Source organism: Pedobacter sp. L105 (assembly GCF_009765875.1).
GTDB lineage: Bacteria > Bacteroidota > Bacteroidia > Sphingobacteriales > Sphingobacteriaceae > Pedobacter.
In genome coordinates, this window is the sequence record NZ_LMUP01000010.1 from 169901 (window position 1) to 183585 (window position 13685).

11 protein-coding genes are annotated in these 13685 nt (G+C 41.0%); 6 read left to right on the forward strand and 5 right to left on the reverse strand.

Features of this window, described 5'->3' with window-relative positions:
• Window positions 1–8: 8 nt before the first annotated feature.
• The gene (locus GSQ84_RS22110; RefSeq protein ID WP_158799547.1) at window positions 9–890 is read left to right on the forward strand and encodes a bifunctional 5,10-methylenetetrahydrofolate dehydrogenase/5,10-methenyltetrahydrofolate cyclohydrolase; all 882 of its coding nucleotides are present in this window, start codon (window positions 9–11) and stop codon (window positions 888–890) included.
• Window positions 891–951: 61 nt separating this feature from the next.
• Here GSQ84_RS22110 and GSQ84_RS22115 read toward each other — a convergent pair whose 3' ends face one another.
• Window positions 952–1176: a hypothetical protein gene (locus GSQ84_RS22115; RefSeq protein ID WP_158799548.1), complete on the reverse strand. Its 225-nt coding sequence runs from the start codon at window positions 1174–1176 to the stop codon at window positions 952–954.
• A 191-nt stretch (window positions 1177–1367) separates the two neighbouring features.
• Window positions 1368–1730 (reverse strand): Rieske 2Fe-2S domain-containing protein, encoded by a 363-nt coding sequence (locus GSQ84_RS22120; RefSeq protein ID WP_158799549.1) that lies wholly within the window; start codon window positions 1728–1730, stop codon window positions 1368–1370.
• An 86-nt stretch (window positions 1731–1816) separates the two neighbouring features.
• Here GSQ84_RS22120 and GSQ84_RS22125 point away from each other — a divergent pair, with 86 nt between their 5' ends.
• On the forward strand, window positions 1817–2440 hold the full coding sequence (locus GSQ84_RS22125; protein ID WP_158799550.1) for a 7-carboxy-7-deazaguanine synthase QueE: 624 nt from the start codon (window positions 1817–1819) through the stop codon (window positions 2438–2440).
• Between the two features lie 271 nt (window positions 2441–2711).
• A complete protein-coding gene (locus GSQ84_RS22130; RefSeq protein ID WP_158799551.1) occupies window positions 2712–4607 on the forward strand; it encodes an OmpA family protein in 1896 nt (631 codons plus the stop codon).
• Between the two features lie 1097 nt (window positions 4608–5704).
• On the opposite strand, the gene kdsA is transcribed toward GSQ84_RS22130, so the two are convergent.
• Window positions 5705–6520 carry a 3-deoxy-8-phosphooctulonate synthase gene (kdsA, locus tag GSQ84_RS22135; RefSeq protein ID WP_158799552.1) on the reverse strand — a complete coding sequence of 272 codons (816 nt, stop codon included), beginning with the start codon at window positions 6518–6520 and terminating at the stop codon, window positions 5705–5707.
• Between the two features lie 8 nt (window positions 6521–6528).
• Window positions 6529–8718 (reverse strand): DNA helicase RecQ, encoded by a 2190-nt coding sequence (gene recQ / locus GSQ84_RS22140; RefSeq protein WP_158799553.1) that lies wholly within the window; start codon window positions 8716–8718, stop codon window positions 6529–6531.
• Window positions 8719–8806: 88 nt separating this feature from the next.
• Here recQ and GSQ84_RS22145 point away from each other — a divergent pair, with 88 nt between their 5' ends.
• Both GSQ84_RS22145 and GSQ84_RS22150 read left to right on the forward strand, forming a co-directional pair.
• Window positions 8807–9772, forward strand: a complete 966-nt coding sequence (locus GSQ84_RS22145) for an SIS domain-containing protein (protein WP_158799554.1) — start codon at window positions 8807–8809, stop codon at window positions 9770–9772.
• Between the two features lie 14 nt (window positions 9773–9786).
• Complete coding sequence (locus tag GSQ84_RS22150; protein WP_158799555.1) at window positions 9787–10878, forward strand: mannose-1-phosphate guanylyltransferase; 1092 nt, start codon at window positions 9787–9789, stop codon at window positions 10876–10878.
• Between the two features lie 145 nt (window positions 10879–11023).
• Here the strand turns inward: GSQ84_RS22150 and rlmB are convergent, their stop codons facing one another.
• Window positions 11024–11794 carry a 23S rRNA (guanosine(2251)-2'-O)-methyltransferase RlmB gene (gene rlmB, locus GSQ84_RS22155; RefSeq protein ID WP_158799556.1) on the reverse strand — a complete coding sequence of 257 codons (771 nt, stop codon included), beginning with the start codon at window positions 11792–11794 and terminating at the stop codon, window positions 11024–11026.
• A 271-nt stretch (window positions 11795–12065) separates the two neighbouring features.
• Between rlmB and dnaB the strand changes: the two genes are divergently transcribed.
• Window positions 12066–13640: a replicative DNA helicase gene (dnaB, locus tag GSQ84_RS22160; RefSeq protein WP_158799630.1), complete on the forward strand. Its 1575-nt coding sequence runs from the start codon at window positions 12066–12068 to the stop codon at window positions 13638–13640.
• Window positions 13641–13685 lie beyond the last annotated feature (45 nt).

Here is a 13685-nt window from a genome sequence, read left to right on the forward strand (position 1 = left end):
CATTTCCTATGCAGTTACTGGACGGAAAATTCGCATCAGAAAAAATTAAATTAGAAATAGCGGCCGAAGCTGCTGAATTTTTAGCAGAAACAGGTCGTAAGCCCCATTTGCTGGCTATTTTGGTCGGTAATGATGGAGGCAGCGAAACTTATGTGGCCAGTAAGATGAAGAACTGCGAAAAGGTAGGTTTTCAATCTTCACTGATCAGGTATGATGTGGAAGTGACGGAAGAAGAGTTGTTAAACAAGATCCATGAGATCAATGCAGATGCAGGTATCGATGGTCTGATTGTTCAGCTTCCCCTGCCTAAACACATTGACCCGGAGAAAGTTACAGAAGCAATTGATCACCGCAAGGATGTAGATGGTTTCCACCCGGTAAACCTAGGCCGTATGATGCGTAACCTGCCCTGTTTTATTCCTGCAACACCTTATGGAATCCTTCTGCTTTTAAAAGCTTATGGAATTGATACTGCCGGTAAACATTGTGTAGTGGTTGGACGCAGCAATATTGTAGGCAGCCCGATGAGTATCCTGATGGCGCGTAATGCAAATCCAGGAAATTGTACGGTGACGCTTACCCATAGCAGAACAAGTAATCTGAAAGAACTGGCCTTGCAGGCCGATATTATCATTGCAGCAATTGGCAAGAAGAATTTTGTCACTGCTGATATGGTGAAACCTGGTGCTATTATCATTGATGTAGGTATCAATAGGGAAACTTCTGAAACTACAAAATCAGGATACAAATTATATGGCGATGTAGATTTTGAAAATGTTGCGCCTTTGGCATCATGGATCACACCGGTACCAGGTGGAGTTGGACTCATGACCATTGTTGGTTTACTAAAAAACACACTGGCTTCTGCTAAGAAAGAGATCTACGCTTAGTTATTTTTAAGCATTAAAAAGAAAGACCGTCATCATATTTATGAGACGGTCTTTTTTGATTCTAGTAATGTCTGCGATATGGTCCGCGATGGTAAGGTCCACGATGATATGGTCTGTGATGATAATAAGGTCTGCGGTGATGGTAATACCTACGGTGAATAGGTCTTCTTACCGGACCATGTCCACCAATTCTGGCTTTCACAATAACTTGTGCATTTGCTGCTGGGCTAAAAGTTGTAGCAGCAATCAGTGCAACTGCAACTACGGCAAATTTAAATATTTTCATAATTTGATTAGTTAATTGTGTTAGTATAAACTATAATCATGCCCTTATACCGTATACCTGTTGATTTCCTTTACATCAGGATTTAATATATTGAAAAACAGTTATTTAAGGATATTTCATTCCAAAGTATACAATTCAGTGAACACTATAGTTGTCATAGAACTGTCCTGTATGCTATTCAAAATACAATTTTATGATTCATCCCTCCCAAATAAACGGCCGAATAAACTCTGACGAAATCCAGCATATAAACCATCGGCTTCTTCACGCAAAGGATAAATATGGATATAATCGCCTTGCCCCTCTGCTCCTCTTCCATTTTCCAGGTTGTATGCATAACGATGAATGGGACAGATCAACTGACTATTTTCACACCAGCCGGTACTTAACAAACCACCAGCATGCGGACAGCTATTTTGTACCAAATGGATCTTGTTTTCAGTCCTCAATAAACACAGTTTTTTACCAGCAAGCGTAATCTGCCTGATAAAATCCCCCTCAGGTATTTTTTCATCGATTTTATACCAGCGCAGATTTGCCATGTGGAGCTGCATTATTCACAGATTAGTCATTTAAACAAGTCCAATATACAGATATTCCCATTTACCGTTCATATTTTATTTAACTTTGACCTCTTAATATGGCACATAATATTCCCGCAGACGGCACATTGCTTCCTTTAATGGAAGAGTTTTATACTATACAGGGTGAAGGTTTTAATACAGGTAAAGCTGCTTATTTTATTCGTCTTGGAGGATGTGACGTCGGTTGCCACTGGTGTGATGTTAAAGAAAGCTGGGACGCTGAACTTCATCCTTTAACACTGGCAGATGATATAGCAGCAAAAGCAGATACTTTTCCAGGTAAGGCTGTTGTGATCACTGGTGGTGAACCGCTGATCTATAATATGGATTACCTGACTAAAAAGCTTCACGAAAAAAATATATTGACTTTTATTGAGACTTCAGGTGCCTATCCTTTGTCGGGCGATTGGGATTGGATCTGTCTTTCCCCTAAAAAGTTTAAAGCTCCGCGTCCTGATATTACCCCTTTCGCCAATGAGCTAAAGGTAATTGTATTTAACAAGAGTGATTTTGAATGGGCAGAGCAATATGCGCTAACGGTATCTCCTACCTGTAAGTTGTATCTACAACCAGAATGGTCTAAATCAAAAGAGATCACTCCGCTAATCATAGATTATGTAATGGCGAACCCTAAATGGGAGATTTCATTACAGACACATAAGTATTTAAATATTCCTTAAGCTAGATCTAATCCAAAAAAACTATGTTTGATAACATGGAGTTGATCACTTTATGAAAATTCTCCTGGTTTATACTTTTTAGGACGATTACTTATTAAAAAAAGCAATATCCTTTTCCTCCTCATTCCTTTGAAGAAAGCAATGCATGTTGGAAAAGGATATTGCTTTTTTTTGTTAAGTTTATCCTATGAGATTCATCTATCTACAAAATGCAAATACAAAGCTGTATGAAAAACGGCAGGTGATAGAAGAAAACCAATAAGAATCTGATATGAAAAGACTTTTGATCCTATTGATTTGCTTAACCACCTTGCAATCTGCCCTGGCGCAGGAATCCACGGTAAAAAAAGCACAGCAAAATTTTGAGTATGCGGAGAAGTCTTTACAAAGCAGGGATTATGATGCAGCCATTAAATCCTTAGAAGATGCCGTAGCTGCAGACCCGTCTTTCCAGGTGGCATTGATACAGCTCGGGGACATCTATAAGTTAAAACGCTCATTTGAAAAAGCTAAGGACAATTATAGTAAAGCGATTGCCATTGCCGGACAGGCACCTGAGGCACGGACTTATTATTCATTAGGTGAAGCTGAATTAAATATGGGTGATTATTCTAACGCCGGCAAACAGTTTGCGCTGTTCAAACAGAATTACAAAGGCAAAGACCAAACGTTAATAGCAAGAGCAGAAAAGTTTATCCGGGATTGTGATTTCTCTGTGATCGCCATTCAGCATCCGGAGAAATATGAACCTGTTAATTTAGGTGCCGCTATCAACACAAAAGACAGGGAATACTTACCCACCTTAACGGCAGACGGAAATAGCCTGATCTTTAGTCGCACAGTAGATAACAATGAAGATTTTTACATCAGCCATAAAGTTAATCAGCAATGGCAAACCGCTGTTCCGCTGAGCGACAAGATTAACACCAGGTTTAACGAAGGTGCACAAACCATTACACCCGATGGAAATTATCTTTTTTTTACAGGCTGTAACCGTGAGGATGGTTTCGGCAGCTGTGACCTATATGTGAGCCATAAAGTTGGAAATGGTTGGGATACCCCCTTTAATCTTGGGGCCGTAGTCAATTCTTCTTCCTGGGATTCACAGCCTGCGGTTACGCCGGATGGAAATACCTTATATTTCGTTAGTAACCGCCCTGGAGGAATGGGTGGATATGACATCTGGAAAACCACATTAGACAATGACGGAAACTGGGGTAAACCACAAAACCTGGGCCCAGATATCAATACCCCTTTTGATGAAAACACTCCTTTTGTACATCCCGATGGTAAAACATTATATTTCTCTTCCAATGGATGGCCAGGCCTCGGTAATATGGATATTTTTTATAGCCGTATGCAATCAGACGGAAAGTGGGGCAAACCCGTTAATATAGGTTATCCAATCAATACCTTTAATGAAGAAACCGGTTTAATGGTAAGTCCTGATGGAACGCTGGGCATGTTTTCTTCTGTTCTTAAAGAGGGCTTTGGTGATATGGATATTTACAGTTTTAATCTGCCAACTGCAGCGAAACCATTACCCATTACTTATGTAAAAGGTATTGTTAGGGATAAGGAAACCCGTAATTTCCTGGAGGCTAAAGTACAAGTGGTTGACCTTAAAACGAAAGAAACCAAATTCAATGATTACACCTCTAAGGATAATGGAGAGTTTTTAGCCGTGATGCCTTTGGGCAGTACTTATGCCTTCAATGTAATGGCTGATGGATATTTATTTTATTCTGATCATTTCGAGTTGAATACAAAAAAAACCGATCAGCCTTATGTACTTGACATCTACCTGGAGAAGTTAAAACCTGGTGGGAATGTGATCTTAAAGAACATATTTTTTGACACCAATAAATATGAGCTTTTACCCGAATCGCTGACAGAATTGGCAGATCTGCTTCAACTATTAAATGCCAATAAGACAATCTCTATTGAAATTCAGGGCCATACAGATGATGTAGGAAATGCACTGGATAACCAGAAGTTATCTCTGGCACGTGCAAAGGCGGTATATGATTACCTAATTGCTAAGCAGATTGATCCTGAACGGTTAAGCTTTAAAGGATTCGGATCAACTGCGCCTATCGCCAAAAATGATACTGCTGAAGGAAGACAGAAAAATCGGAGAACATCATTTCAGATCATCAAAGTGTAACGAGGGGGGTCATCAAGCTTCGCTGAAAAAAAGCGTATACTGTATTCCGGCTGCATAATGCTGCGCTGCGCTTGCAAGACGCTAGGCCGGAATACAGCATACGCTTTTTTTTGAAGGATCATCTGTAGCATGATGCAGAGCGGAAAATCCAAAAAATATCCTATGGTAAAATCCTTAGGCTTACCTAAGAAAGAGTGAAAGGTAAAGCCTTTTTAAAGGACCATCTGTACCATGATGCAGAGCGGAAAATCCAAAAAAATATCCAATGGTAAAATCCTTAAGCTTATTTAAGAAATAGTGAAAGGTAAAGCATTTTTGAAAGACCATCTGTAGCATGATGCAGAGTGGGAAATTCAAAAGATATCCGATCATTAAATCCTTAGGCTTATCTAAGAAAGAGTGAAAGGTAAAGCCTTTTTGAAGGATCATCTGTAGCATGATGCAAAGGAGAATCCAAAAAATATCCAATGGTTAAATCCTTAGGCTTATCTAAGAAAGAGTTAAAGGTAAAGCCTTTTTGAAGGATCATCTGTAGCATGATGCAGAGTGGGAAATCCAAAAAATATTCAATGGTTAAATCTTAAGGTTATCCGAAAAAGAGTTATTGGTAAAGCTTTTTTAAGGATCATCTGTAGCATGATGCAGAGCGGAAAATCCAAAAAAATATCCAATGGTAAAATCCTTAGGCTTATCTAAGAAAGAGTGAAAGGTAAAGCATTTTTGAAGGATCATCTGTAGCATGATGCAAAGGAGAATCCAAAAAATATCCAATGGTTAAATCCTTAGGCTTATCTAAGAAAAAGTGAAAGGTAAAGCCTTTTAAAGGACCATCTGTAGCATGATGGAGAGTGGGAAATCCAAAAGATATCCAATGGTTATCCTATGATATGGAAAATCTTTAGAAGGAACTTTCTAAGCGTAATGCCCCTGAGATAACCTGTAAAAATATGATATGTTATATTCCGGCCTAGCGTCTTGCGCAGCATTATGCAGCCGGAATATAACATATCACATTTTTACAGCAGTTGATCCCCAGAAAATGGAGCACAAAAAAACCCGGACTGGAGGCAGCCCGGGCACAAACTCAAAAACTGCAATTAGATTACAGCTTGTCTTATTCTGAGTAATTTTATTAATAACGGCTCTAACAAATCTAACTGTAGCATATTCGCCCCATCCGACTTCGCATGTGCAGGATCAGGATGTGTTTCGATGAACAAGCCATCAGCACCGACAGCAATCGCTGCTTTTGCAATCGTTTCGATCAACTCTGGTTTACCACCAGTAACGCCAGAACTTTGATTGGGCTGTTGTAAAGAATGCGTCACATCCATTACTACGGGAACACCGAAAGATTGCATTTCAGGTAATCCCCTGTAATCCACGATCAGGTCCTGGTAACCAAACGTATTTCCGCGATCGGTAAGGATCACCTTTTTGTTTCCTGCTTCATAGATCTTCTCTACGGCATACTTCATTGAACCGGCAGAAAGAAACTGTCCCTTCTTTACATTCACTACCTTGCCTGTTTTACCTGCGGCAATTAACAAATCTGTCTGACGACATAAAAAAGCAGGGATCTGCAGTACATCCACATAAGCAGCAGCCATGGCCGCCTCATCGCTTTCATGGATATCCGTTACGGTAGGTACACCAAAGGTCTTTCCTACTTTTTCCAGTATCTTCAATGCTTTTTCATCCCCGATACCGGTAAAAGAATCACCTTTCGAGCGGTTTGCTTTACGGTAAGATCCTTTAAAAATAAAAGGGATCTCCAGTTTATCTGTGATCGTAATAATTCGCTCTGCAATTCTCAGGGCAATCTCTTCACCTTCAATTGCACATGGCCCGGCCATTAAAAAGAAATTATTGGAGGTGGTATATTTTAATTTATCTAACTCAAAATTGATCATTCTTATCCTTAATTTCCAAGTTCAGACATGAACTTGATTCGCATTAATTGTATCTCTTCACGGGTATAATCCGTCTCGCCTAAATCTTTCAATGCTTCATCGATAGAATCATTCTCTGCCGAGCGGAAATAATCGAACACCTCATCCTGGCGGTCGTCATCCATCATCTCATCTACAAAATAATTCAGGTTCAGCTTGGTACCGGAATTTACGATGGCCTCAATCTCCTTCAGGATCTCAAAATAAGTGATGCCCTTAGACTTCGCAATATCTTCCAGCCCGATCTGCCTGTCTACATTCTGAATGATAGAAACTTTCAATTGCGACTTATTCGCCTGTGTTTTGATAATCAGGTCGATTGGCCTTTCAATATCATTATCGTTCACGTACTTCTTGATCAGCTCCAGGAAAGGAGAACCAAACTTCAGTGCTTTACCATTACCTACACCAGAGATCTGTTTCAGCTCCTCCATTGAAATCGGATAATGCGTACACATCTCCTCTAAGGAGGGATCCTGAAACACCACAAAAGGAGGAACATTTTTCTGCTTGGCGATCTTCTTACGCAGGTCTTTCAATAATTGCAGCAACTGGGTATCCAGTGTTCCGCTGCCATGTTTCACATCATCCTCGTCATCATCAGAAGCACTTTCAATCGGCTCGTTCAAGATGAACTTCAAGCTATATGGATTGGCAATAAAATCGTGTCCCGAATTGGTTAAACGCAATAAACCATAATTATCAATATCCTTCGACAGGAAGTTATTTAATACAGCCTGTCTCACCAGCGATTTCCAAAGGTTCTCGCCTTCTACTTTACCCAGGCCAAACTCCATCAGCTTGCTGTGTTCATAAGCGATGGTCTGTGCAGTTTCAGACCCCATTAATACATTCAGAATATGGGCATCATCAAACTTCTCTCCGATATCCCTGATGAGTACCAGCAATGTTTTCAAATGCTCTTCGGCCTCAAACAGCTGTTTGGGCTTCTTGCAGTTGTCGCACATGCAGTTACAACCTGTTTCATTAAAATTCTCTCCGAAATAATGCAGGATCTGCTTTCTTCGGCATACGCCGGATTCAGCATAATCAATTACCTCCTTCAGGATCTGCGTACCAATTTCACGTTCGGCCACCGGCTTATCTTTCATGAACTTAGCCAGCTTATCTACATCCTTCTGGGCATAAAAAGCAATACAGACCCCTTCACCACCGTCACGTCCGGCCCTGCCAGTCTCCTGGTAGTAACCTTCCATACTTTTAGGAATATCATGGTGGATCACAAAGCGAACATCAGGTTTATCGATACCCATACCAAAAGCAATGGTGGCTACGATCACTTCCACATCTTCCATCAGGAACTTATCCTGTGTATCGGCACGTACCTTCGGCTCCAGTCCGGCGTGATAAGGCAAAGCTTTAATTCCGTTAAGGTTTAAGGCCTCTGCTACTTCCTCCACCTTCTTCCTGCTCAGGCAATAGATAATACCTGACTTTCCTGTATTGTACTTGATATACCGGATAATCTCTTTCAGTACATCCCGTTTAGGGCGTATCTCATAAAATAAATTAGGCCTGTTAAAAGATGATTTAAATAAAGTGGCATCACTCATCTGCAGGTTCTTGATAATATCCTGCTGTACCTTGGGTGTAGCTGTAGCTGTCAGTGCAATCAAAGGGATATCATCTCCCAGACCACTGATCACCTGACGTATCCTCCGGTACTCCGGACGAAAATCATGTCCCCATTCCGAAATACAATGGGCTTCATCAACCGCAACAAAAGAAATAGTGATGAGCTTCAGGAATTCTATATTATCTGCTTTAGATAAAGACTCTGGTGCTACATATAATAATTTAGTCTGGCCACTCAACAAATCATTTTTTACCTGCGTAATTTCAGATTTATTTAAAGAAGAATTCAGAAAATGTGCAATACTGTCACTTCCCCCAAAAGCCCTGAGCTGATCCACCTGATTTTTCATCAGCGCTATCAGCGGAGATATCACGATGGCAGTACCTTCGGTCATTAGTGCCGGCAGCTGGTAACAGATAGATTTACCACCACCTGTAGGCATAATCACAAAGGTGTTTTTGCGCTCAAGAACATTAGTAATAATTGATTCCTGATCGCCTTTAAAATTGTCAAACCCAAAAAAGGTTTGCAAGTTGTCAAACAACGACTTTTTCACGTCCATTTTGTGTATAAAATATTCAGTGCTATTTTTGATTCAAAATAACATAATTTTGCACCAATTAAGGCATCAATATACTAAAAAATTCTCTTTGAAAAGTAAAAAATCTATTATCGAGGCGGGGATCAACACTTTACAGGCAGAAGCGCAGGCGATTCTTGGGCTGATTGACCGTATAAACGATGATTTTTCGACCATTGTTGAGCGTATTATTGCCGGAAAAGGACGTGTGATTGTCACTGGAATTGGCAAAAGCGCTATAATTGCGCAAAAAATTGTTGCTACTTTTAATTCTACGGGCACTCCATCAAGTTACATGCATGCTTCGGATGCGGTGCATGGCGACCTTGGAATGATCCAAAAAGATGACATAATTATATGTATTTCCAAGAGCGGTAACACCCCGGAAATTAAGCTGCTGATCCCTTCTCTCAAAAGCTCGGGCAACCTGCTGATTGGTATGGTGGGACAGCTGGAATCTGACCTGGCAGAACAGGCCGACCTGATCCTGAATACTACTGTTGAAAGGGAAGCTTGTCCAAACAACCTGGCCCCCACTACAAGTACCACGGCGCAATTGGCTATGGGCGATGCATTGGCTGTAAGCCTGCTTTATGCTCGTGATTTTAATTCGGAAGACTTTGCCAGGTTCCATCCCGGAGGCTCTTTAGGTAAACGCCTGTACCTAAGGGTATCCGAATTGGCAGAACGTAATGCCAAACCAAGTGTTTCTCCCGAGGCAACAGTTAAAGACGTAATAATTACAATTAGTAAAAACCGTTTGGGGGCAGTAGTTGTTCTGGTTGGGAATAATATCCAGGGAATCATTACTGATGGAGATATCAGGAGGATGCTGGAAAAATATTCCGACCTGACAAATCTTACTGCCGCGGACATTATGAACAATAATCCAAAGACAATAGATAAAGATATTTTAGCCGCTACCGCTTTTGAATTGATACGGGAATCCAATATCACTCAATTATTAGTTACTGATGCCAATGGTTACTTTGGTATCGTACATTTGCACGACCTTTTACACGAAGGTTTAATTTAATTATGTCTAACCAAATGAACAAAAATAATTATGTCTTAATCATGGCGGGCGGCGTTGGAAGCCGTTTCTGGCCGGTAAGCAGAATAGAACATCCCAAACAGTTCATCGATTTTTTTGGTGTTGGAAAAACACTGATCCAAAGTACATACGAACGTTTTTTAAATATTTGTCCGCCTGAAAATATTTTCATTGTGACCAATGAAAATTATGTTGATCTCGTGAAGACGCAGATACCCGGACTACATGATAACCAGATCCTGGCAGAGCCGATAAACCGTAATACTGCGCCTTGCGTGGCTTATGGTTCTATGAAGATCGCAGAGCTTAATCCTGAAGCAACCATTATTGTTGCCCCCTCAGATCATACCATTTCTAACCTGAAAGGTTTTGTAGCTTCCCTGGAGCAATCTTTGGTAGCAGCACGGGAAAATGATTGCCTGATCACCTTAGGCATCAAGCCAAGCCGCCCTGATACCAGTTATGGATATATCCAATATGTAGATAGCGCCCTGATCTCTGATGAAAGCATCTGTAAAGTAAAATTATTTACAGAAAAACCAAACCTGGAACTGGCAAAGTCGTTTGTTCAAAGCGGCGACTTCCTGTGGAATGCAGGGATTTATATCTGGTCGGTTAAAGCCATCAACGATGCTTTTAGTAAACACCTGCCGGATATGTACGATATTTTTAATTTAGGTTCCTCGCTTTACGGTACTTCTGAAGAGAAAAATTTCATCAGCAATGCCTACCAGCAGTGCACCAATATTTCAATAGACCTGGCCATCCTTGAAAAAGCAGATAACGTATATGTGCTGCCTACTGACTTCGGCTGGTCTGACTTGGGCACATGGGCGTCCATCTATGATGTAGCTGATAAAGATTATGTAGGAAATGCAGTGATGCCTGCGGAACAGGTGATGATGTTTGATTCGTCTAATTGTATTGTTAATGTGCCTGAAGACAAACTGGTTATCTTACAGGGACTACATGATTACATTGTAATAGAATCTAATAATACATTACTGATCTGCCCTAGAACGGAAGAGCATAGTGTTAAACAGATCGTGGCGGATGTGAAATCCAACTTCGGGCAGAGGTTTATTTAAAAGCCGCCTCAAACGATAACTGAACCAATCAATTATCAAATGATTTGTTCAGTTATTGATCATAAAGATATATAAAGGCCAGGATCAGCTATTCATGATATGAATGATGTATAAAACATCAAATCATGAATAGCTGATTTATATTTTAGACGCTTACCCTTTGTCTGATCGCTTCATATAAGATCACCCCGGTAGAAACCGAAACGTTCAGTGAACCGATCTCTCCAAACATGGGGATCTTTGCCAAATGGTTGGCCATTCGCATGATCTCGTTGGAAATACCTTCATCCTCCGCTCCCATTACAATGGCTGTAGGCACAGTATAATCAGGCGCATAGATCAGGTCGCTTGTTTTTTCTGTACAGGCAACGATTTGTAAACCGCATTCTTGCAAGTATAAAGCTGTTTTATGCAGGTTCTGATGACGGCACACCGGGATGGTAAATAAAGCGCCGGCAGATGTTTTAATCGCATCGGCATTGATCTGTGCAGAATTTTTAGCAGGAACCACAATAGCATGCACACCTGTACAGGCAGCTGTTCTTGCAATGGCACCCATATTCCTTACATCAGTGATCCCATCCAGGATCAGGATTAGCGGCACCTCTCCCTTTTCATAGATCAGCGGAATGATATCTTCAATTTTCTGGAAAGTAATGGCAGAAATTACAGCAATCACTCCCTGGTGATTTTTTAACGTCATCCTGTTCAGTTTTTCTACCGGAACATTATGAACGGGAATATCTGTGTCTTTTAGTAAGCCTTTCAGTTCGGGAATGATCTCTCCTGTCAGGCCTCTTTGCATGTATATACTTTCTATATCTTTTCCCGCTTTAATCGCTTCAATTACTGCACGTATACCAAATACAAACTCATTATTTTCTTTAGGTCTCGGCGACCTTCTAAAGTTTTCCATTTATTCTATTTATCCTGCAAAAATAGCTGAAATAATGAGAATTGAGGTATACATTTTATATCACTGTATAAGAGACTCTTATCAACAAAATTTTGTTAGTACTTTATTGATATGGTCAAAATTCAACGGCTTATGCTGCTCAAATGCAAACATTTAGCTGATGAAAGCTAATTAAACCGATAAAAAAATATGGACAATCACAATGCCCAATAATCCCGAATGTTTAAAAACAAATCTCAACAGGACTGTATTTTTGCATATTTTTGTAGGTATGAATGATAACGGAACACAGGGACAAGACAGGCAAAATTATACCTCTTCCAAAAAGAACCGATTAGGTGCACCTATGAGTAATATGGGTAAAATTCCTCCCCAGGCCATCGATCTGGAAGAAGCTGTACTCGGCGCACTCATGCTGGAAAAAGATGCATTATCTACCGTTATCGATATCCTTAAACCCGAGGTTTTTTACGCCGAAGCACATAAGAAAATATTTGAGGCTATTGCGCAGCTTTTCCAAAAGTCTAAACCCGTTGATATTCTAACGGTGACTTCAGAATTAAGAACCCTGGGTACACTCGAAATGGTGGGCGGCGCCTATTATATTACCAACCTCACCAACCGTGTAGCCTCAGCGGCAAATATTGAGTATCACGCCAGGATCATCTCACAGAAATATATCCAGAGAGAGTTGATTAGGATCTCCTCGGAGATCATTCAAAATGCTTACGAAGACACCACTGATATATTCGACCTGCTGGATCATGCAGAGAAGAACCTGTTTGATATTGCACAAAACAACCTGCGCAGAGATACCCAGAAAATGGATGAGATCATCAAACAATCGCTGGCCACGCTGGAAGAACTCCGTACAAAATCTGACGGTTTAACCGGTGTGCCTTCAGGTTTCACCGCACTGGACAGGATCACCGGCGGATGGCAGCCCTCAGATTTGGTGATCATCGCTGCACGTCCTGCGATGGGTAAAACTGCCTTCGTACTAACCTGCGCCAGGAATGCCTCGGTAGATTTTAAAAGACCGGTAGTAGTATTCTCCCTGGAGATGTCGTCGGTACAGCTGGTAAATCGTTTGATCTCCGGGGAAACAGAAATTGAGCAGGAGAAGATCAGGAAAGGAAATCTTGCAGAATGGGAATGGCAGCAGCTGCACAGCAAGATCGGCACATTGACAGAAGCTCCCCTGCTGATTGATGATACCCCGGCACTGAACATCTTTGAGTTCAGGGCAAAATGCAGAAGGTTAAAATCACAATACGATATACAGATGATCATCATCGATTACTTGCAGCTGATGCATGGTAAAGGTGAAGGACAAAGTGGCGGTGGTAACCGTGAGCAGGAGATCGGCAGTATCTCCAGGGCACTGAAATCAGTTGCTAAAGAATTGAATATCCCGGTGCTGGCACTCTCGCAGTTAAGTCGTGCGGTAGAATCCAGGCCAGGTGTAAACGGTAAAAGGCCTCTCCTTTCAGATTTGAGGGAGTCGGGTTCCATTGAGCAGGATGCGGATATGGTGCTTTTCCTTTATCGTCCTGAATATTATGGGATTACGGAAGATGAACAAGGTAGATCTCAGGCGGGTGTAGGTGAAGTTATCATCGCTAAACACAGGAATGGTGAAACCGGAATTGTTCCGCTTCGGTTTATTGGTAAATATGTTAAATTCACCGATCTGGAAGAAGATTTCATGCCGCCAAATTCGTTCTCTATGGATAGCCCAAGTGCAGGAATGCTCCCTTCAGCTGATTTTGATAAACCACATGGTAATGTGATCATTAAACCATCCCGTATGGATGATTTCAATGATGACGATGCACCGTTTTAAGTGAAATATCAGTGTACAATTGTATTAGATAAATCCAGTGAGGGA

Excerpts from the sequence above, each read along its gene's own strand:
- GSQ84_RS22110 (WP_158799547.1), top strand. The coding sequence starts at position 9 with ATGCAGTTACTGGACGGAAAATTCGCATCAGAAAAAATTAAATTAGAA.
- GSQ84_RS22115 (WP_158799548.1), bottom strand. The coding sequence starts at position 1,176 with ATGAAAATATTTAAATTTGCCGTAGTTGCAGTTGCACTGATTGCTGCT.
- GSQ84_RS22120 (WP_158799549.1), bottom strand. The coding sequence starts at position 1,730 with ATGCAGCTCCACATGGCAAATCTGCGCTGGTATAAAATCGATGAAAAA.
- GSQ84_RS22125 (WP_158799550.1), top strand. The coding sequence starts at position 1,817 with ATGGCACATAATATTCCCGCAGACGGCACATTGCTTCCTTTAATGGAA.
- GSQ84_RS22130 (WP_158799551.1), top strand. The coding sequence starts at position 2,712 with ATGAAAAGACTTTTGATCCTATTGATTTGCTTAACCACCTTGCAATCT.
- kdsA (WP_158799552.1), bottom strand. The coding sequence starts at position 6,520 with ATGATCAATTTTGAGTTAGATAAATTAAAATATACCACCTCCAATAAT.
- recQ (WP_158799553.1), bottom strand. The coding sequence starts at position 8,718 with ATGGACGTGAAAAAGTCGTTGTTTGACAACTTGCAAACCTTTTTTGGG.
- GSQ84_RS22150 (WP_158799555.1), top strand. The coding sequence starts at position 9,787 with ATGAACAAAAATAATTATGTCTTAATCATGGCGGGCGGCGTTGGAAGC.
- rlmB (WP_158799556.1), bottom strand. The coding sequence starts at position 11,794 with ATGGAAAACTTTAGAAGGTCGCCGAGACCTAAAGAAAATAATGAGTTT.
- dnaB (WP_158799630.1), top strand. The coding sequence starts at position 12,066 with ATGAATGATAACGGAACACAGGGACAAGACAGGCAAAATTATACCTCT.